At 61.7% G+C, this 17400-nt stretch carries 17 protein-coding genes; 12 read left to right on the top strand and 5 right to left on the bottom strand.

Features of this window, described 5'->3' with window-relative positions; all coding sequences use genetic code 11:
- Positions 1-126: 126 nt before the first annotated feature.
- A complete protein-coding gene (locus A7D21_RS01785; RefSeq protein WP_069550940.1) occupies positions 127-1404 on the bottom strand; it encodes an acetyl-CoA C-acetyltransferase in 1278 nt (425 codons plus the stop codon).
- Positions 1405-1518: 114 nt separating this feature from the next.
- Here A7D21_RS01785 and A7D21_RS01780 point away from each other — a divergent pair, with 114 nt between their 5' ends.
- From A7D21_RS01780 to A7D21_RS01765, 4 genes are all read left to right on the top strand, one after another.
- Positions 1519-2871, top strand: a complete 1353-nt coding sequence (locus A7D21_RS01780) for a 3-oxoacyl-ACP reductase (RefSeq protein WP_053254164.1) — start codon at positions 1519-1521, stop codon at positions 2869-2871.
- 2 nt (positions 2872-2873) lie between these two features.
- Positions 2874-3722, top strand: a complete 849-nt coding sequence (locus A7D21_RS01775; protein ID WP_069550939.1) for a MaoC/PaaZ C-terminal domain-containing protein — start codon at positions 2874-2876, stop codon at positions 3720-3722.
- A gap of 301 nt (positions 3723-4023) precedes the next feature.
- Positions 4024-5859 (top strand): collagen-like triple helix repeat-containing protein, encoded by a 1836-nt coding sequence (locus tag A7D21_RS01770; protein WP_256555919.1) that lies wholly within the window; start codon positions 4024-4026, stop codon positions 5857-5859.
- Positions 5860-6034: 175 nt separating this feature from the next.
- Positions 6035-7717 carry a ShlB/FhaC/HecB family hemolysin secretion/activation protein gene (locus A7D21_RS01765; RefSeq protein WP_069550938.1) on the top strand — a complete coding sequence of 561 codons (1683 nt, stop codon included), beginning with the start codon at positions 6035-6037 and terminating at the stop codon, positions 7715-7717.
- Positions 7718-7751: 34 nt separating this feature from the next.
- Here the strand turns inward: A7D21_RS01765 and A7D21_RS01760 are convergent, their stop codons facing one another.
- The 3 genes from A7D21_RS01760 to A7D21_RS01750 all read right to left on the bottom strand — a co-directional run bounded on the left by A7D21_RS01760 (position 7752) and on the right by A7D21_RS01750 (position 8673).
- Entirely contained in the window at positions 7752-8159 is a 408-nt protein-coding gene (locus A7D21_RS01760; RefSeq protein WP_053254161.1) for a response regulator, read from the bottom strand.
- Between the two features lie 59 nt (positions 8160-8218).
- The gene (locus A7D21_RS01755) at positions 8219-8413 is read right to left on the bottom strand and encodes a Flp family type IVb pilin (protein ID WP_053254160.1); all 195 of its coding nucleotides are present in this window, start codon (positions 8411-8413) and stop codon (positions 8219-8221) included.
- A gap of 65 nt (positions 8414-8478) precedes the next feature.
- Complete coding sequence (locus tag A7D21_RS01750) at positions 8479-8673, bottom strand: Flp family type IVb pilin (protein ID WP_053254159.1); 195 nt, start codon at positions 8671-8673, stop codon at positions 8479-8481.
- 329 nt (positions 8674-9002) lie between these two features.
- Here A7D21_RS01750 and cpaB point away from each other — a divergent pair, with 329 nt between their 5' ends.
- From cpaB to A7D21_RS01710, 8 genes are read left to right on the top strand one after another with little or no spacing between them, the layout of a single operon-like run.
- Entirely contained in the window at positions 9003-9929 is a 927-nt protein-coding gene (gene cpaB / locus A7D21_RS01745; protein WP_069550937.1) for a Flp pilus assembly protein CpaB, read from the top strand.
- Positions 9930-9944: 15 nt separating this feature from the next.
- Entirely contained in the window at positions 9945-11174 is a 1230-nt protein-coding gene (locus A7D21_RS01740; RefSeq protein WP_069550936.1) for a type II and III secretion system protein family protein, read from the top strand.
- Positions 11171-12364 carry a pilus assembly protein gene (locus A7D21_RS01735; RefSeq protein WP_069550935.1) on the top strand — a complete coding sequence of 398 codons (1194 nt, stop codon included), beginning with the start codon at positions 11171-11173 and terminating at the stop codon, positions 12362-12364. The genes A7D21_RS01740 and A7D21_RS01735 overlap by 4 nt, the downstream gene beginning before the upstream one ends.
- Entirely contained in the window at positions 12361-13629 is a 1269-nt protein-coding gene (locus tag A7D21_RS01730; protein ID WP_069550934.1) for a CpaF family protein, read from the top strand. The genes A7D21_RS01735 and A7D21_RS01730 overlap by 4 nt, the downstream gene beginning before the upstream one ends.
- Before the next feature lie 13 nt (positions 13630-13642).
- Positions 13643-14524: a type II secretion system F family protein gene (locus tag A7D21_RS01725; RefSeq protein WP_069550933.1), complete on the top strand. Its 882-nt coding sequence runs from the start codon at positions 13643-13645 to the stop codon at positions 14522-14524.
- Between the two features lies 1 nt (position 14525).
- Positions 14526-15419 (top strand): type II secretion system F family protein, encoded by an 894-nt coding sequence (locus A7D21_RS01720; RefSeq protein WP_078827692.1) that lies wholly within the window; start codon positions 14526-14528, stop codon positions 15417-15419.
- Positions 15420-15429: 10 nt separating this feature from the next.
- Complete coding sequence (locus A7D21_RS01715; protein ID WP_053254153.1) at positions 15430-16152, top strand: tetratricopeptide repeat protein; 723 nt, start codon at positions 15430-15432, stop codon at positions 16150-16152.
- A gap of 2 nt (positions 16153-16154) precedes the next feature.
- Positions 16155-16424, top strand: coding sequence for a DUF3613 domain-containing protein (locus A7D21_RS01710; protein WP_053254152.1), 270 nt, complete (start codon positions 16155-16157; stop codon positions 16422-16424).
- A gap of 143 nt (positions 16425-16567) precedes the next feature.
- Here the strand turns inward: A7D21_RS01710 and A7D21_RS01705 are convergent, their stop codons facing one another.
- Positions 16568-17350, bottom strand: coding sequence for a response regulator transcription factor (locus tag A7D21_RS01705; RefSeq protein WP_053254197.1), 783 nt, complete (start codon positions 17348-17350; stop codon positions 16568-16570).
- Between the last annotated feature and the right edge of the window lie 50 nt (positions 17351-17400).

Here is a 17400-nt window from a genome sequence, read left to right as displayed (position 1 = left end):
ATTGTGGGTCCTTTATTACCAAATACGCGTATGGCACTCGTTATACGGCAATCAGCTCGCCGGTGGGAGAGGCTACCGACCTCTGACCACTGAAGAATGCATGCAATGGGCCAATTTCTTCGGCAATTAGCGTTCGATGATCGCCGTCACGCCCTGACCGCCGGCGGCGCAGATCGAAATCAGCCCACGGCCCTTGCCCGCTGCGTCCAGCAGCTTCGCCAGATTGGCGACGATGCGCCCGCCGGTGGCGGCAAACGGGTGCCCGGCCGCCAATGAACTGCCTTTGACGTTGAGCCGGCTGCGGTCGATGGCGCCCAGCGGCGCATCCAGCCCCAGGCGCGTCTTGCAGTAGTCGGCATCTTCCCAGGCCTTGAGCGTGCACAACACCTGGGCAGCGAACGCTTCGTGAATCTCGTAATAATCAAAGTCCTGCAACGTCAGGCCGTTCCTCGCCAGCAGGCGCGGCACGGCATACACCGGCGCCATCAACAGGCCTTCGGCACCGTTGACGAAATCCACCGCAGCCGCTTCACCATCGCGCAAGTAGGCGAGGATCGGCAAACCGCGCGCCTTGGCCCAGGCTTCACTGCCCAGCAATACCAGGGAGGCACCGTCGGTCAGCGGCGTCGAGTTGCCCGCGGTGAGCGTGCCCTTTTCGCTACGCTCGAACGCCGGCTTGAGACTGGCGAGTTTTTCCAGGGTCAAGTCCGCGCGCACGTTGTTATCACGGGTAAGGCCCAGAAAGGGTGTGAGTAAATCGTTGTGCCAACCTTCGGCGTAGGACGCAGCCATTTTCTGGTGGCTTTCCAGCGCCAGTTGATCTTGCTCGGCGCGGGGGATTTGCCAGGTCTGCGCCATCAGCTCGCAGTGCTGGCCCATCGACAAGCCGGTGCGCGGTTCGCCATTACGCGGCAGTTCCGGTTTGAGGTGATGCGGACGAAGTTGTAACAAGACTTTTAATTTATCCGCCATGGACTTGCTGCGGTTGGCTTGCAGCAGGAGCTTGCGCAGCCCCTCATTCACGCCGATCGGCGCGTCGGACGTGGTGTCGACGCCACCGGCAATCCCACACTCGATCTGGCCCAGGGCGATCTTATTGGCCACCAGCAACGCCGCTTCCAGGCCGGTGCCGCACGCCTGCTGAATGTCGTATGCCGGCGTTTGCGGCGACAGGCGCGAGCCCAGCACGCACTCGCGGGTCAGGTTGAAATCCCGTGAATGCTTGAGCACCGCCCCCGCCGCCACCTCGCCGATGCGCAGGCCGTGCAGGTTGTAGCGTTCGATCAAGCCTTCCAGCGCCGCCGTCAACATCGCCTGGTTACTCGCCGTGGCATAAGGGCCATTGGAGCGGGCGAAGGGGATGCGATTACCGCCAATGATCGCTACACGGCGCAATTGAGTCATGGAAAGCTCCCTGAAGGTGATGAGGTGAGTCTGTGAGACTAGCCTAGGCTCAATCGAACGACTTTCACCTCTTGATGGTCCACCGTTTGAACCCCAGCACTCGGAGAGCGTTCCATGTCTGACCGTTATATCGACTTCGCCAACTCAAGCCTCGGCCATCGCCTGGTCGCCGCCATTGGCCTGCCGTCACCGGTACGCCTGGAACGCTGGCAGGCCGGACGCCTGCGCCCGGTGGAAGGTGCGCTGTTGTTGGGTGGCGGCGCGCTCGCGGCCAAGGTGCTGCCGTTTGCCAATAAACTCACCGACGCGATTTACAGCTACGGCCCTGAGCCATTGGCGGCGTCCGCGTGGATCCCGGGGCATGGCCCCAAACTCAAGGCCGTGGTGTTCGATGCCAGCGACTTGCAGCACACCGACCAGCTCAAACAGCTGCGCGAATTCTTTCAGCCGTTGCTGAAAAATCTTGCACACAGCGCCCACGTGGTGATCCTTGGCCGCGCCCCGGAAACCCTCAGCGATCCGTTCGCCGCCAGCGCACAGCGTGCCCTCGAGGGCTTCAGCCGATCCCTGGCCAAAGAGCTGCGCAGCGGCGGGGTTCTGCAGTTGTTGTACGTCGGCGAAGGCGCCGAGGATCAGCTGGAAGGCGCGCTGCGATTCTTCCTCTCCCCCAAAAGTGCCTATATCTGCGGCCAGGTGATTCGCCTGCAAGCCTGCGCCACACCGGTCGCGGATTGGACTCGCCCGCTGGCCGGGCGCAAAGCGCTGGTCACTGGCGCCGCACGGGGTATTGGCGCCGCCATTGCCGAAACCCTGGCGCGCGACGGTGCCGATGTGATCGTACTGGATGTGCCCCAGGCCAAGGCTGATCTTGACGCGCTTGCGGCGCGCCTGGGGGCGCGCACTATCGTGCTGGATATCTGCGCCGAAGATGCCGCTGCACAGTTGATCGAACACTTGCCGGACGGCATCGACATCGTGGTGCACAACGCCGGCATCACCCGCGATAAAACCCTGGCCAATATGACCCCGGAATACTGGGACGCCGTACTGGCGGTCAATCTCAACGCGCCGCAGGTGCTGACCAAAGCCCTGCTGGACAGCGGCACCCTGCACGACAACGGCCGCGTGGTGCTGCTGGCTTCCATCAGTGGCATTGCCGGCAACCGTGGGCAAACCAATTATGCGGCCAGCAAGGCCGGCTTGATCGGCCTGGCTCAGGCGTGGGCCCCTTTGCTTCAAGAACGCGGCATCAGCATCAACGCGGTTGCCCCCGGTTTTATCGAAACCCAGATGACCGCGCACATTCCCTTCGCCCTGCGTGAGGCTGGGCGCCGCATGAGCTCATTGGGCCAGGGTGGTTTGCCGCAAGACGTGGCCGAAGCGGTGGCCTGGCTCGGTCAGCCGGGTTCCGGAGCGGTCAGCGGCCAAGCATTGCGGGTGTGCGGGCAAAGCCTGCTGGGAGCGTGAGCATGGAGTGGCGGACATTAGACAGCACCCCGTTTCTGCCGCCGCTGTACTGGCGGGCGGCGCTCAAGCGCAAGATCACCGGCAGTACGTTGCCCGATGAAGGGCTGCGCTGCCACCTGCGCGTGAACCCCGAGCACCTGGCCGCTTATCGCCAGGTGTGCGGGTTTGCGGACAGCCCGGTGCTGCCGGGTACGTATCCGCACGTGCTGGCGTTCGGTTTGCAAATGCAATTACTCACCGACAAACAGTTTCCGTTCCCGCTGCTGGGGCTGATTCACCTGAGCAACCGCATCCGCATCCATCGCCCATTGGGCGGTGTGAGTCACCTGATGGTTGGCGTGCACGCGAACAACCTCCAGCCCCATGCCAAGGGCGCGACCTTTTATATCGTGACCACGGTGCAAGATTCCCTCGGTCTGTTGTGGGAAGCCGAGAGCCGAATGCTCTGTCGCGGAGTGAAACTGGAAGGCACGCCGCACGATGATCACGTGTCGGCCACAGGAGACGTCAGCGAATTGGCCCGTTGGAAGGCACCCGCCGATATCGGCCGCCGATATGCACGAGTATCCGGCGACTACAACCCGATCCACCTGAGCGCATTGACGGCCAAGCTCTTCGGCTTCCCGCAGGCGATCGCCCACGGGCTGTGGAGCCTGGCGCGAACGCTGGCCGCGCTGGATGAGAACGTGCCTGCTGCCAATGTTGAAATAGAGGTCGAATTCAACAAGCCCGTGCGCCTGCCCAGTGAAGTCATCTTACTGGCCCATGCCGCAGGTGCCAGCGGCGAGTTGCTGTTAAAGGGAATGGGTGACCTTCAGCATATGGCGGGCAAGTGGCACCCGATCGCATGAGAAAAACCATTTAATTGTATATATACACCCTAAGTTATAGCGGACGCCCTGGCGTCCGTTTTTTTATTTAACCCATTGATATATAAAACATAGATAACTTTATACAGCCCTCTGTTACACCCTTCGCATTAACCATTAAGCCGACTAAGACCTTGTGTATATAAATTGTTAATACCAAGTTGAGCGTTGCGAGAAAGAGTGCCCGGGTCTGTGATAACCACACGGACAAACGTATCGCTATCCAAGAAATAACGAGCGTTTGAAAACAACCAAGGTTGTACAGGTGCAAGGGAACTCCATCATGAAAACTCAAACTCAAGTAGTGTTATGGAAAACAAGTACCGCGCTGGCCCTGATCATGGCGATGAGCCTCGGTGGCTGCAGCAGCGGTGGTGGCGGGCATCACAGCAGCGTGGCGGCATCCTCGCCTGACGCAGGCGCGGGAACCGGCGGTGGCACGGGTGGCGGTGGTACGGGCGGTGGTACGGGCGGTGGCACCGGTGGCGGTACTGACGGCGGCACGGGCGGCGGTACTGGCGGTGGCACGGGCGGTGGCACGGGCGGTGGAACCGGTGGCGGTACTGACGGTGGCACGGGCGGTGGAACCGGTGGCGGTACTGGCGGTGGCACCGGTGGCGGTACTGGCGGTGGCACGGGTGGCGGAACCGGTGGCGGTACTGGCGGTGGCACCGGTGGCGGTACTGGCGGTGGCACGGGTGGCGGAACCGGTGGCGGTACTGGCGGTGGCACCGGTGGCGGAACCGGTGGCGGTACTGGCGGTGGCACGGGCGGCGGAACCGGTGGCGGTACGGGTGGTGGCACGGGCGGCGGCACTGGCTCGGTAACACCGCTGGTAACAGGCCAGATCGTCGGCGCCCTGGGCACCACCGTCGGCAACGTAGGCACAGCGGTGGGTAACATTGGTTCGAGCTTGAACGGTGTTCCAATTGTCGGCGTTACCGCTGGCGGCCTGGTCACGTCCACCGGCAATGCCGTCACCAGTATCGGCACCGGTGTCACAACAGGCCTGGGCTCCCTGGGTACCGACAGCAACTCCCTGGGCAAAACGGTTGCTGGCGTAGGCACCGGCGTCGCCAATCTGGGCACCGGCGTGTCCACTGCGGGCCAATCCCTGGGCACCACACTGAGTGGCGTACCCGTGGTGGGTGGCTTGACCGGAGGCGTAGGCACAGCAGCGGGTGGATTGGTTAATACTGCCGGTCAGGCAGTCACCATGCTCGGCGATACCCTTAGCACCGCCAGCACCACCGGCCCACTGGGCTCGTTGACGAATACGGTGGGCAGCAAAGTGCTGGTGCCTGTGGTTTCCCTGGTGGAAAACACCACCGGCAACCTCGGCACGGCCACCGGCCTGGGCAGTCCGGTCAATGGCCTGCTGAATAAAGTCGGCAGTACCGTCACCGGCGTGGGCGGTCAAGTCGCCAGTGCCGGCGGTGCCGGCAACCCTGTCACGACGGTGGTGGGCGGTGCATTGACCGGGGTTGGCAGCGTGCTCGACAAGTCCGGCGGCTATGTCGCTCCTGCCAGCGCTGCGCCAGCCTCAGGCATACCTGAATTGGTGGGCGGACTGGTGGCCAATGTGGGTAACGGGCTGAATGCCGGCAACACCAACGGCACTGTCAGCGCAGCCGGTGTAACCGGCGGCGCACTGGGCGGCACCGTCGCCTCGCTGGGTACCGTGATCGGTGGCAATGGCGTCGCCAATACGGCCGCCACGGCGCCGGTGGCAAGCGTGGCCACCACCGTCGGCGCGGCCCTGAACCCTGTGACAACCGGTGTTGCCAGCCTGACGCAAAATGTCGGCACCACCACAGGCGTCGGCGCTCCGGTCAACGGTCTGGTGACCCAAGTCGGCGGTGCAGTCAGCGGCGTCGGCACCACGTTGACCGCCGCCAACGCCAACCCGGTGACTAACGCCGTGGGCACCACCGTCACCGCCGTCGGCAACACCGTGGGCGCGGTAGGTGGGTTGGTCACCGGCGGTACCGGCAGCGGTGGTGGCCTGCTCGGCGGTCTGACCGTCGGCGCCGGCACCAGTGCCCCGGCCAGTGGCACCACCAGCACCGGCACAAGTGGTGGTCTGGGAGGGTTGTTAAACGGTCTGACCGGCAAATAATAGAATGCACCTGGCCGATTAGACGGCCTCCCCTACAGCGCCTACGCTTGGTTGAGACGAGAGACCCTATCAGTCTCTCGTCTTTTTTATAGGGCTTGATGCCACGCCCTCCCGAACCGCGTCCCAGAACCCGGCGGGCCCGAGACGCTGCTGCAGTCTGACCATGGAGTGTCCTATGCGCGTGTTGACTCCGTTGTTTTTGCTTACCCTCAGTGCTTACGTTCAGGCTGAGACCCTTCCCAGTTTCCTCAACAGCAACGACACCATTCGCAACCTGCCGGTGCCTAACCTACCTGCCGACGCCTATCGACCCGTCACGCCACAAACCCAGGTGCCGCAAGCACCCGCCACCCAGAACCAGCCGTTGCAGATGGACACCAAAGTCACCATCCGCAAGCTGCAGATCGAGGGCGGCACGATCTATCCACTGACCGAAACGGCCCAGGCTTACGCAGCGTTGCTCGGCCATGAAACCAACCTCGCGCAATTGATCGAAGCCACCCGCAGCATCACGCGTCGCTATCAACAGGACGGCTACCTGTTGTCCTACGCGTTCTTGCCGCAACAGACCTTCGAAAATGGCCTGGTGCGCGTGGTATTGGTCGAGGGGTACATCAAGGATTACCAGCAAAGCGGTGACATCGGCGCGGTGTCGGCCTACGTCGACAAACTGGCCAACAAGCTCATGGCCGAACGCCCTCTCACGCGCAAGACGTTCGAGCGCTACACCACCCTGATGGGGCGTATCCCCGGCGTGACCTTGCAGGCGCAAGTGCCGCCGCCGGGCACCACTGATGGGGCCGCGCACATGAAGATCGAAGCCACGCGCAAACCCTTCACCACCAGCATGAGCCTGGTCGATGACAACCGTAACGGCACGCAAGCATTGCTCACCGCTACCAGCAACTCCCAGACGTCGATGGGCGAGCAATTCTACGTCAGTGGTTTGTTCCCACCGGGTGACGATAAACAGCACTACTACCGCGTGGGCTACAGCCAGTTCATCAACGCCGAGGGCAGCCAAGTGGTGGTGGGCGCCGAGCGCTATCGCGCCGACCCCAAAAGCAACATCCAGCTTAACGGTGGCTTCGAACTCAAACCGCATCAGTCGATTGATCGCTACACCATCGGCTTCAGCCATCCGCTGATTGCCTCACCGAATGAATCACTGACCCTGGCTACACGCCTGTACGCGGTGGACCAAACCACGCGCTATCAACTGGTGGGTTACCCGCAGCGTTTCGACATCGAAACCAACCTGCGCGCCCTGGCCTTCGAGGGCGACTGGCGCAAGTCCGACACGCGCCAACTGCGCATCCTCAGCGCCGGGCTTTACCAAGGCATCAACGGCTTGGGCGCCACGACGCGCAGTGACCTGGAGGTGACGAAACCCGACCTGGACTTCTTCCGCCTGCGCCTCTCCGGCGTGCAAAGCGACAAGTTCTTCGATAACTGGCAGGGCGTGCTGTCGGGGGCGTTCTACTGGAGCGACAGCACCTTGCCCGACAGCGAGCGCGCCACATTCGGCGGGCAGAACTTCGGCCGCGGATACCCCGATGATCAAGCCTCAGGCGACAAAGGCTGGGGCGCGGCGTACGAGGTCAACTACAGCTTCAATCGCGCCGGCGAGTGGCTCAAGGTTGTGCAACCTTATGTGGTGCTCGACCGTGCCAAGACCTGGTTCAACGAACTGCCAGCCAAAAGCAATGACCTGTCATCCGCTGCCGTGGGCGTGCGCTTTGGCGATAACAAGTACTACAACATTGCGCTGGAAGCGGCCAAACCGATGTCGGACATCGCCCTGGACAGCTTCAATCGGCGCCCGCGTTATACGCTGAGCTTCAGCTATCAACTCTGAATGAGGAGACTGTGCAGAGGGCGTTAACGCCCTCTCACAGGGAGGACTTTCTAAGCGGGAAAAGGCTGTCGAGGGTATCGAACAAGCGCTTCAGGTAAATCGGTTTGCGGAACAGATCCAGCACTTGCAGACGCAACATATCGCTGACGTCATCCATCTCGGCATGGCCCGACATCACGATCACCGGCAAGTGTTGACGAGCGGTGTGTTCGCGCAAACGCTTGATCAACGAGATACCACTTTCCTCGGGCATCCGCAGGTCGGTAATGACCAGCGCGATATCGGGGTGCAGGGTCAGTTCCTGCAAGGCAAAGGTGACGGAGGTCGCCGTAAAACAAACGAAGCCCTCGTTCTCCAGCGATTCCGCCAGTTCAACGAGGGCATCTTCTTCGTCGTCCACCAACAGGATCTGTTGACGGCAAGGTATAGCTGCAGCATTCATAGGCACTACCTGATGTTCCAATCAACAACGTGTGCACTCAACAGGAGGCCGTCTAACACTCACGTAGTGGTAATGGCGGTCTGGATTTTACCAATGAAGGTCGTAATCTGAGGTCCCAGCGTAGTCCCGGCTGCCAGTACCACCAGCGCTACAATTGCAACGAGAATAAGGTATTCGATCGCCGTTGCGCCGTCCTTGCGCTGAAAAAATACCTGGAGTTGAACATACAGTCTCATCAACAGATTAAAGACCATCTTACTTCTCCTCTGGCGACATGACGCCATATCAAAGCTCTGTCCACGCTACTTGCAGTGAGTCGTTACGTTGTCGTAATCGCCGTCTGAATTTTCCCGAAGAATGTCGTGATTTTTGGCCCCAGCGTCGTCCCGGCTGCCAGAATCACCAATGCAACAATCGCCACGAGAATGAGGTACTCAATCGCCGTCGCGCCATCCTTGCGATGAAAAAGTAACTGAAGTTGAACATGGAGTTTAATCAACAGATCAAGAATCATCGGAATGCTCCCTGGGCGACCAGACGCCCTGCCTCGGTGCTGCACAGTAATTGCGATGTGCCATCTGAGCATTGTCAACAAACTTCCCCCTCACAACTGTAAGAAGGGATTAATCACAAAGTAGTGGCTGCTTTGTTGACCTGCTAAAGCCTCGATTTCAAAGGCCGGTTTGTGCGCCACAAAGAAATGTTGCTGTCAGTAATGGCATTTTGTCCTAGCTGAACTACCTTCAAATAGCTAAATAGTTAGTTACCGTTCATAGCAGCTGGTTGCGGAATTAGCCTGTTTGGATAGTCGGGTTTTAGTGCAACGGGAAAGGGAGAGCCGTCATGAACACGCGGTTGAGCATGGTACTGGCGGGTGTGCTTTTGATAGGTGCGCTGTTTGCCGGTTATTGGGGGCTGGTGCTCAGTCGTCAACCTGCCCCTTTGCCGCCACCACCGCCACAGGCTGCACCGGTCGAAAAGGCGGTGGCCGTGGTGGAAGATCAAACCCGCCAACCGGTGGTGGTGTTGGCCCATGATGTACCACCCTTTGTTGCGCTGAATGCCGCCGACCTGGCCGTGGAAAAACTGCGCACAGTACCCGCCGGCAGCTTGACCAGCGTTGACCAGGCCATCGGCCGCACGCCCTGGCGAGCCCTGCGCGCCGGCACCTGGCTGAACGATGAGAGCTTCACCGCCGGCGGCCCGCTGGCCCGCATGATCCGCCCGGATGAACGCGCCCTGGCCGTCGCGGTCGATGAAGTGATTGGTGCCGCTGGCCAACTGAGTCCCGGTGACTACGTGGATGTGCTGCTGTACCTGCGCCAGGACGCCGCCAACCTCGAACAATCGGCACAAGTGGTGGTCCCGGCCATGCGCCTGCTCAGCGTCGGCGATCAAATGGGCCTGACCAACGACGGTGCCCCGGCCACACCACCGGCGCTCACCGCCGAGGAAAAAGCCCAACGCCACGCGCCCTCTCGCACCGTGGTGCTGGCAGTGCCCGAGCAACTGCTGAGCCGCCTGATGCTGGCGACCCAGGCCGGCACCTTGCGCCTGGCGGTGCGCAGCGCCGATGAACGCTTGCTGAGCCACTACTGGGCCGGCGAAAGCGATGCGCCGGGCAACCTGCAAAGCGCCAACCGCGATCTCTACCAATTCACTCAACTGGCCTTTGCCCAAGCCCCGAAAAAACTCGCCCAGGGCAGCCCACGCCGCACCGGTGTTGAAGTGATACGTGGCAATCAAGCAACCCAACAAACACCCGACTGAACAAGGATGCTGTGCATGAGCCGACGTTTCGCACCGGTGTTCACGCTGAAAATCGCCTGTGCCCTGATGCTGTCGAATGTGTCTGTGGGTATGGCCGTGGCCGCCCCAGGCAACTGCGGCAGCCTGGGCCAACTGCCCGCCGCACTCTCGGTAGGCGAGGGTCTGCAACAGGAGCTGCAATCACCCGTCGCGATCACGCGCCTGGCGATCGGCGACCCGAAAATTGCCGATGTCCACCTCAACGGGGACCGCGGTTTCCTGCTGACCGGTGTCTCCTCCGGCACCACCAGCCTGATGGTCTGGACCGCCTGCTCGAACACGCCGCGCCAGAGCATGGTATTCGTCAAAGGCAAGGCCACCTCGGCCCTCACCAACCTCGCACTGTCGCCTTCCGATGACCCGCTGCTGCCCAGCCAGGTGCAGACCGACATTCGTTTTGTCGAGGTCAGCCGCACCAAGCTCAAGGAAGCCAGCACGTCGATCTTCGGGCGCGGCGGCAACTTCCTGTTCGGCAGCCCCAGCAACGTGGCCAACCCGGTGAGTACGCCGTTTCGCGGCAACCTGCCGGTCAACGGCGACACCTTCAATATCGGCTTCGGTGGCGGGCGTGTCTCGGCCATGATCAACGCCCTGGAAAGCAGCGGTTTTGCCTACACCCTGGCGCGTCCGAGCCTGGTAGCCATGAGCGGCCAGAGCGCGACGTTCCTCGCGGGCGGCGAAGTACCGATTCCAGTGCCCAGCAGCGGTAGCAACAGCATCTCGATCGAGTACAAGGAGTTCGGGATTCGCCTGACGCTGACCCCGACCGTGATCGACCACAACCGGATCTCCCTCAAAGTCGCACCGGAAGTCAGCGAGCTGGACTACACCAACGCGGTGATCATCCAGAACATTTCGGTACCGGCCCTGACCATCCGCCGCACCGACACCAGCGTATCGCTGGCAGACGGTGAAAGCTTCGTGATCAGCGGCCTGATCAGCAGCAACAACAGCACCAATATCAGCAAATTCCCCGGCCTCGGCGACATCCCGGTCCTGGGGGCGTTCTTTCGCGATTCCTCGGTCAAACGCCAGGACAAAGAACTGCTGATGATCGTCACGCCGCACCTGGTGCAACCGTTGGCGGCCAACGCCCAACTACCGTCCTTGCCGGGCGAGAAGCTGCGCAACTACGACCCGAACTGGTACCGCCTGTATTTTCTGGAAAACGGTAATTTCGACCGACTCAACGGTTTGTCCCAATGAGCGATAGCCTGAGCCAGACGTTTCTGGCAATCACGCGCAATACCACCGACCTGGAATGGCTGCAGGGCGCGTTGGCGCCGCTTGGCCAAGTGGTCAGTGCCGGCAGTGGCACCCTGGACGAGCTGCTGGCGCTGGTGGATGTCACCTTCGCCAACCTGGTGTTCATCGGCCTCGACCGTGAGCACGTGGTCGCCCAAAGCGCGCTGATCGAAGGTGCGCTGGAAGCCAAGCCGATGCTGGCCATCGTCGCCCTCGGTGACGGCATGGACAACCAGTTGGTACTCAATGCAATGCGCGCCGGCGCCCGGGATTTTGTCGCCTACGGTTCACGCTCCAGCGAAGTCGCCGGGCTGGTGCGCCGCCTGAGCAAGCGCTTGCCGCAGGTCACCACCAACACCCAACTGGGCGGCCTGACCGTGCTGTACGGCACCCAAAGCAATGCCGACGGCGCCCTGCTCACCAGCCATTTGGCGTTGGTCGTGCAAAAGAGCGGCCAGCAAACGTTGCTGCTGGACCTGGGCCTGCCCCGCGGCGACAGCCTGGCGCTGCTGGGGCTGGAAAGCTCATTCAATTTTGGCGATGCCCTGCGCCACCTCAGGCGGTTGGACACCACCCTGATCAACAGCGCGTTTACCTCAGCCGAAGACGGTCTGCGCATCCTCGCCTACGCCCCCAACGACGAGCCCCTGGAGCTGACCAGCGCCGCCGAGCTGTACATGCTGCTCAGTGCCTTGCGCCAGCACTTCCAACACATTGTGGTGAACCTCGCCGGCCAACCGGACAGCGAAGCGCTGCGCACGTTTGTCAGCCACTGCGACAAGCTGTTGTGGTGCGCCGACCAGAGCGTACTGGACTGCCGTCGCAACCTTGGCGTGCTTAAACAGTGGCGCGAAAAAGGCATGAAACTGGAGCACGCCAAGCTCTTGGTCGACCGCTATATCAAAGGCTGCGCGCCCGATGCCGAGGCCTTGGGCAAAAGCTTCGGGCTGGAAGTGATCGCCGTGTTGCCGTTTAGCCCGGAGGTGCGCCTGAACGCCAAGAACCAGGGGCAAACCCTGTTTGCACTGGCCCCTCGGGAAAGCCTGACCCACGCCCTGAAAACCCTCGGCGAGCGCCTCGCAAAACGCTCGGAAGGCATGAAGAAACCGTCCAACACCTGGCTTGAACGCTTGCTGGGAGCCGGCAAATGAACGGCGAAAAACTCTTTGGCACACCGGCTCGCGAATTCGGGGGCAATACGGACCACGACGGGCTGAAGCTGGTGCTGCATCGTTACATCATCGATGCCATCGAAGAGTCGGGGAAAAACCTGCTGGAGGGCTCGCGCCAGCTGTTGGCGCAGTTCGTCATCGACAAAGTCGCTGAATACATCAACCGCCTGCACCTGGCGATTTCCCGTTATGAGATGGAACGGCTGGCCGAAGAAATCGTCGACGAGTTGACCGGTTTCGGCCCACTGGAAGTCCTGCTGCGCGACCCGTCCGTGACGGAAATCCTGGTCAATGGCCCACACCGGGTGTTTATCGAGCGTGACGGTTTGCTGCACCAGAGCGACCTGCGCTTTATCGATTCGCACCACGTTGAGCGGGTGATGCAACGCATCCTCGCGCCGCTGGGCCGGCGCCTGGATGAGTCATCGCCGATGGTCGACGCCCGTCTGCCCGATGGCAGCCGGGTCAACGCGATCATCCCGCCGATCGCCCTTGATGGACCGTGCCTGTCGATACGTAAATTTCGCAAGGACATGCTCAAGAGCAGCGACCTGGTCGCGATGCAGACCATCGACCAGAACATCTTTGACTTCTTCCAGGACGCGGTCGGCAAGCGCTGCAACATCCTCATCAGTGGCGGCACCGGCACCGGCAAAACCACTTTGCTGAATATTCTCAGCCAATTGATCAACCCCCATGAACGCCTGGTCACCATCGAGGACGTGGCCGAGTTGCAACTGGGCCACCCGCACGTCGTGCGCCTGGAAACCCGCCCGCCGAACGCCGAGGGCCACGGCGAGGTCAAGGCCAGCGACCTGATCCGCAACGCCCTGCGGATGCGCCCCGACCGCATTATTCTCGGCGAGATCCGTGGTGTCGAAGTGCTCGATGTACTGACCGCCATGAACACCGGCCACGACGGTTCCATGAGCACCGTGCACGCCAACAACGCCGGTGATGCGCTGCTGCGCCTGGAAACCCTGGTGGGGTTGACCGGCCGCGTGGTGGCGGAGAAAACCCTGCGGCAAATGATCTGCGCGGCCCTGGATGTGGTGATCCAACTGACCCGCCTGCCCGACGGGCGTCGTTGCGTCAGCGAAGTGGTCGAGGTGGTGGGCATCCGCGAAGACGTCTACGTGACTAACACCCTGTTCCGCCATGACCGGCGTACCGGTTTCGGTTTTCTGCGCGAAGCGGTCAACCCTGCCGGCGAAAAACTGCGCCGCGAACCGACACTGCCTTGAAGGAGGCACAACCATGACCGGGGCTATCCTGCTGCTCATCTGCCTGATCCTGATCGGCCTGTCGCTTCGGTCCTTTCAAAACGGCCTGCGCCGCGCCCAGACCGAGCGCGTGTTGGGCCGGCTCGCCGAAGGCCAGCCGCAACTGACCGAAGAGGCCGGCCAGTGGAGTGGCGTGGAAAAAATGTTCCTGCGTGCGGGCCTCGGCAAACCCAGCGACAGCTTGGGGCTGTGGCTGACGATGTGGGTCCTGGGCGTCGTGCTGGGTGGGTTGGTGGCCGGTTGGGCCGGACTGCTGGTGATGCTGGTATTGCCGCTGTTGCTGTTGCGCCTGTACATCGCCTGGCGCTACCAACGACGCATCAAGCGCATGATCGAACAGTTACCGCAATTGCTCGACCATACCGTGCGCAGCCTCAAGGCCGGACGCACGTTGGCCGATGCGGTGCTGGGCGGTATCGAGATCACAGAGGACCCGCTGCAAGAGGCCATGGGCCGTATCCGGCGCAACGTGCAGTTGGGTGTCAGCCTGCCGGAATCCGCCCACGACTTTGCCGAGTTCTACGAGCGTGATGAGTTTCGCCTGTTCGCGTTGGGCCTGAAGGTCAACCATCGCTATGGCGGCAACGCCAGTGAACTGCTGGAAAACCTGATCAAGATGATCCGCGAGCGCGAGCAGGCCGCTCGCCAGCTACGCGCTCTGACCGGCGAAACCCGGGTGACCGCCTATGTGCTCACCGCTCTGCCGATCTCGATGATCGGCTACTTCCTGGCGGTGAACCCCGCCTACCTGATGACCATGTGGAATGACGGCACCGGGCGCATGCTGTTGTTCGTGGCGCTGATCATGCAGCTGTTGGGCTGCTTCACCTTGTGGCGCATGTTGCGGAGCGTATGAGATGGCTATTTCGCTGCTGATCAGCGCCGTACTGTTCCTGGCTGCCCTGGCGCTGGTGCTGGCCAACTTGATTAAACATCGGCGCAGCCAACGCCTGGTCGCCCAGCGTTTGCAGGGCCAGATGGGCAGCGAACACAAGCTCGGCAACCTAATGCGCCAACTGGGCAACAGCCCTTTGGCGCAGCGTTCGGTCAGCCTGGACAACGAAACCCAAACCCTGCTCAACCGGGTCGGCTGGCGCCAGGCCTCCCAGCGCTCCATGTTCGCGGCCATCCAAGTGGGCACCCCGTTACTGCTGTTGGGCGTTGTGTTGGTGGGCCAGCAACTGCTGTTTCCCCACACGGCGTCGCCGTGGCTGGCGCCCTTGATTGGCCTGGGCATCGGCTACCTGCTGCCCAAGCGGATTCTGGCCAGGGCCGCCAATGCGCGGCAGCAACGCATTGCGCGCGAGGTCTCCACGTTCATTCCGCTGCTGCGCATTCTGTTCGAATCCGGCATGGCGGTCGAACAAGCGCTACGCGTGTTGAGCATTGAAGCGCAGCGCCTGCTGCCGGCGCTGACCCATGAACTGCGCCTGATCCTGACCCGCGTCGACTCCGGCCTGGAACTCAGCGAAGAGCTGGGTAAAACCGCCAGGATGCTGGCCGTGGACGAATTCACCGACACCTGCACCATCCTCCAGCAACTGGTGCAGCAGGGCGGCGGCGCGATGAAATCGTTATTGGCGCTCAAGCAATTGCTCGACGACCGACGCCTGACGCGCATTCAGGAATTCGTGTCGAAAATGTCCGCGAAAATGTCGGTAGTGATGATGGTGTTTTTGTTTCCCGCCCTGCTGATCGTGCTTGGGGGGCCGGCGTTTATCGGTATCTCTCGGGCCTTGAGTAACTTATGAGGAGCGCCCGATGAAAGCCTTGATAGCCGGTATGAGCCTGTTACTGCTCGGCGGTTGCGCCACCAATGGCCAGACCCCGTGGGGCGCCCTGACGGCCACCGGCACCTGCCCCAAGCCCGGCGCCGACCAGGAACTGTCGCTGAACCTGGCCGATGAAATGGCCAACGACGGCAAGCTGCACGCCAGCCTGGCCAACCTGCAGAGCTTGCCGGCCACGCTGCCCCAGGTGCGCCTGCGCCAGGCCAAGGCTTATCGGTTGCTGGGACGCAGCGAGGCCGAGCCACTTTATCGCAGCCTGCTCGGCACCTGCATGGCCGCAGAAGGCGAACACGGGTTGGGGCAACTGGCCTCGGCCAAGGGCGACAACGGGCAAGCCATGTCGCACTTGCAACGCGCGGCGCGACTGGCCCCGACCGACGAAAAGATCCGCAACGACCTGGGCGTGGTGTACCTCAACCAACTGCGTCTTGAGGATGCGCGATTCGAATTCTTGACCGCCATGGAACTCAAGCAGAGCGACCCGCTGGCGGCGATCAACCTGGTGACCCTGCTGATCTATCAGGACAACTGGCAGCAGGCCGCGCAACTGGTCACTCAAATGGGCCTGAGCCCCGAACAAGTCACCGATGCCCAGGCCAGGGCCGAAAAACTCAAGGGCTCCAGCGCAACCGTCGCCAAGGCCAAGGACCAGATCGCGACGGTCGTCGATCCAGCCAGCCACCCGAGGAATTGATCATGAACGTGCCTTATCTGACCAGCCTGGCAGTGCTGGTAATGCCCCTGAGCGTGATGGCCATAGACCCCGGCCCCTCGTCGCCGCAGCAGGCAGTCACCGAGAGCTGGCTGACCTTGCAGGCCAGTGGGCGTGCCGCATCAACGACACCGCAAAAGGCCACGGCCGCAGAACGCGAACAAGCCGCCCAGCGCTTACTGGAGAGCTACAAGCATCCGATTCCGGAGTATTTCGAACAGAAAGTCGGTGGGCAGACCCAAGGCAGTAATTGAGCCAATCCGGCACCCGCGTCGTGCCAAATGGAGGAGCGGGCTTGCTCGCGAATGCGTGGTAGCAGCCGAGACATCCTCAGCCGATTCACCGCTTTCGCGAGCAAGCCCGCTCCCACATTTTGGCCGAGTGTGAAAGGACAGGGTCAGTGGGCAGTGACACGCTGGCGCATTGCCGAATTGTTCGGCGATAGCGCCAACGCCAATTGCGTGCGGTTATGCATGTGGGTCAGGCGTAGAACCTGGGACACATACAGCTTCACGGTGTTCTCGGTAATGCCCAGCTCGCAGGCGATTTGATAGTTGGTCTGCCCCTTGCCCACCAGCCGCGCGACGTCCAACTGACGCGGCGACAATTGGTTGAAGATCGCCGGCGTTTCTAACGGCCCGACCTCCTCGGCCGAGGCATCTTCGCCTTCCAGCACTTGCGGGCTGCGGCGCACTTTGTCGAGGTCCTGGTACAGATCATTGATGGACTCGGAAAGAAATTGCAGCTTCTGGTTCAGGTGCCCCAGTTGCAGCTCCTTCTTGCGTTCTTCCAGCGCGGCTTCCTGGCGCTGCAAGCCTTCGAGCAACTCGTGCAGGTTGATCGGCTTCTGGTAGTAGTCCGCGATCCCCGCGCGCAGGGCCTTGATCACATCTTGCTTATCGGCGCGGCCGGTCAACATGATCGCCTCGAAGGCGCGCTGTTTGCCGGCCACCTTTTGCAGGGCCTGGACCAGCTCGATGCCGTCCATGTCCGGCATATGCAGGTCGCACAGCACCAGGCCGATCTCGGCGTCTTCGCTGAAGCGTTTCAAGGCCTGTTGGCTGGACTCACAAGGCACGCAGCGGAAACCGCTGCTTTCAAGGAACTCACAAAGCTCTTCCACGATCAACGGCTGATCATCGACTACGAGCACTTTTACTGCAGAGGTAAGCTTGTTCACGCGCGACTCCATGCCTTGCAAGCCAATAGTTTGACTAATCCTTCACCACG

This window comes from Pseudomonas sp. AP19 (assembly GCF_001728855.1).
GTDB lineage: Bacteria > Pseudomonadota > Gammaproteobacteria > Pseudomonadales > Pseudomonadaceae > Aquipseudomonas > Aquipseudomonas fluorescens.
Note: the sequence above shows the minus strand (reverse complement) of the source record. Positions and strands in the feature narration are given on the sequence as shown.

Coding starts and splice junctions, on each gene's coding strand:
- A7D21_RS01780 (WP_053254164.1), top strand. CDS start 1,519: ATGTCTGACCGTTATATCGACTTCGCCAACTCAAGCCTCGGCCATCGC.
- A7D21_RS01740 (WP_069550936.1), top strand. CDS start 9,945: ATGAGCCGACGTTTCGCACCGGTGTTCACGCTGAAAATCGCCTGTGCC.
- A7D21_RS01750 (WP_053254159.1), bottom strand. CDS start 8,673: ATGATTCTTGATCTGTTGATTAAACTCCATGTTCAACTTCAGTTACTT.
- A7D21_RS01730 (WP_069550934.1), top strand. CDS start 12,361: ATGAACGGCGAAAAACTCTTTGGCACACCGGCTCGCGAATTCGGGGGC.
- A7D21_RS01765 (WP_069550938.1), top strand. CDS start 6,035: ATGCGCGTGTTGACTCCGTTGTTTTTGCTTACCCTCAGTGCTTACGTT.
- A7D21_RS01715 (WP_053254153.1), top strand. CDS start 15,430: ATGAAAGCCTTGATAGCCGGTATGAGCCTGTTACTGCTCGGCGGTTGC.
- A7D21_RS01720 (WP_078827692.1), top strand. CDS start 14,526: ATGGCTATTTCGCTGCTGATCAGCGCCGTACTGTTCCTGGCTGCCCTG.
- A7D21_RS01735 (WP_069550935.1), top strand. CDS start 11,171: ATGAGCGATAGCCTGAGCCAGACGTTTCTGGCAATCACGCGCAATACC.
- A7D21_RS01785 (WP_069550940.1), bottom strand. CDS start 1,404: ATGACTCAATTGCGCCGTGTAGCGATCATTGGCGGTAATCGCATCCCC.
- A7D21_RS01770 (WP_256555919.1), top strand. CDS start 4,024: ATGAAAACTCAAACTCAAGTAGTGTTATGGAAAACAAGTACCGCGCTG.
- A7D21_RS01760 (WP_053254161.1), bottom strand. CDS start 8,159: ATGAATGCTGCAGCTATACCTTGCCGTCAACAGATCCTGTTGGTGGAC.
- A7D21_RS01755 (WP_053254160.1), bottom strand. CDS start 8,413: ATGGTCTTTAATCTGTTGATGAGACTGTATGTTCAACTCCAGGTATTT.
- A7D21_RS01725 (WP_069550933.1), top strand. CDS start 13,643: ATGACCGGGGCTATCCTGCTGCTCATCTGCCTGATCCTGATCGGCCTG.
- A7D21_RS01710 (WP_053254152.1), top strand. CDS start 16,155: ATGAACGTGCCTTATCTGACCAGCCTGGCAGTGCTGGTAATGCCCCTG.
- cpaB (WP_069550937.1), top strand. CDS start 9,003: ATGAACACGCGGTTGAGCATGGTACTGGCGGGTGTGCTTTTGATAGGT.
- A7D21_RS01775 (WP_069550939.1), top strand. CDS start 2,874: ATGGAGTGGCGGACATTAGACAGCACCCCGTTTCTGCCGCCGCTGTAC.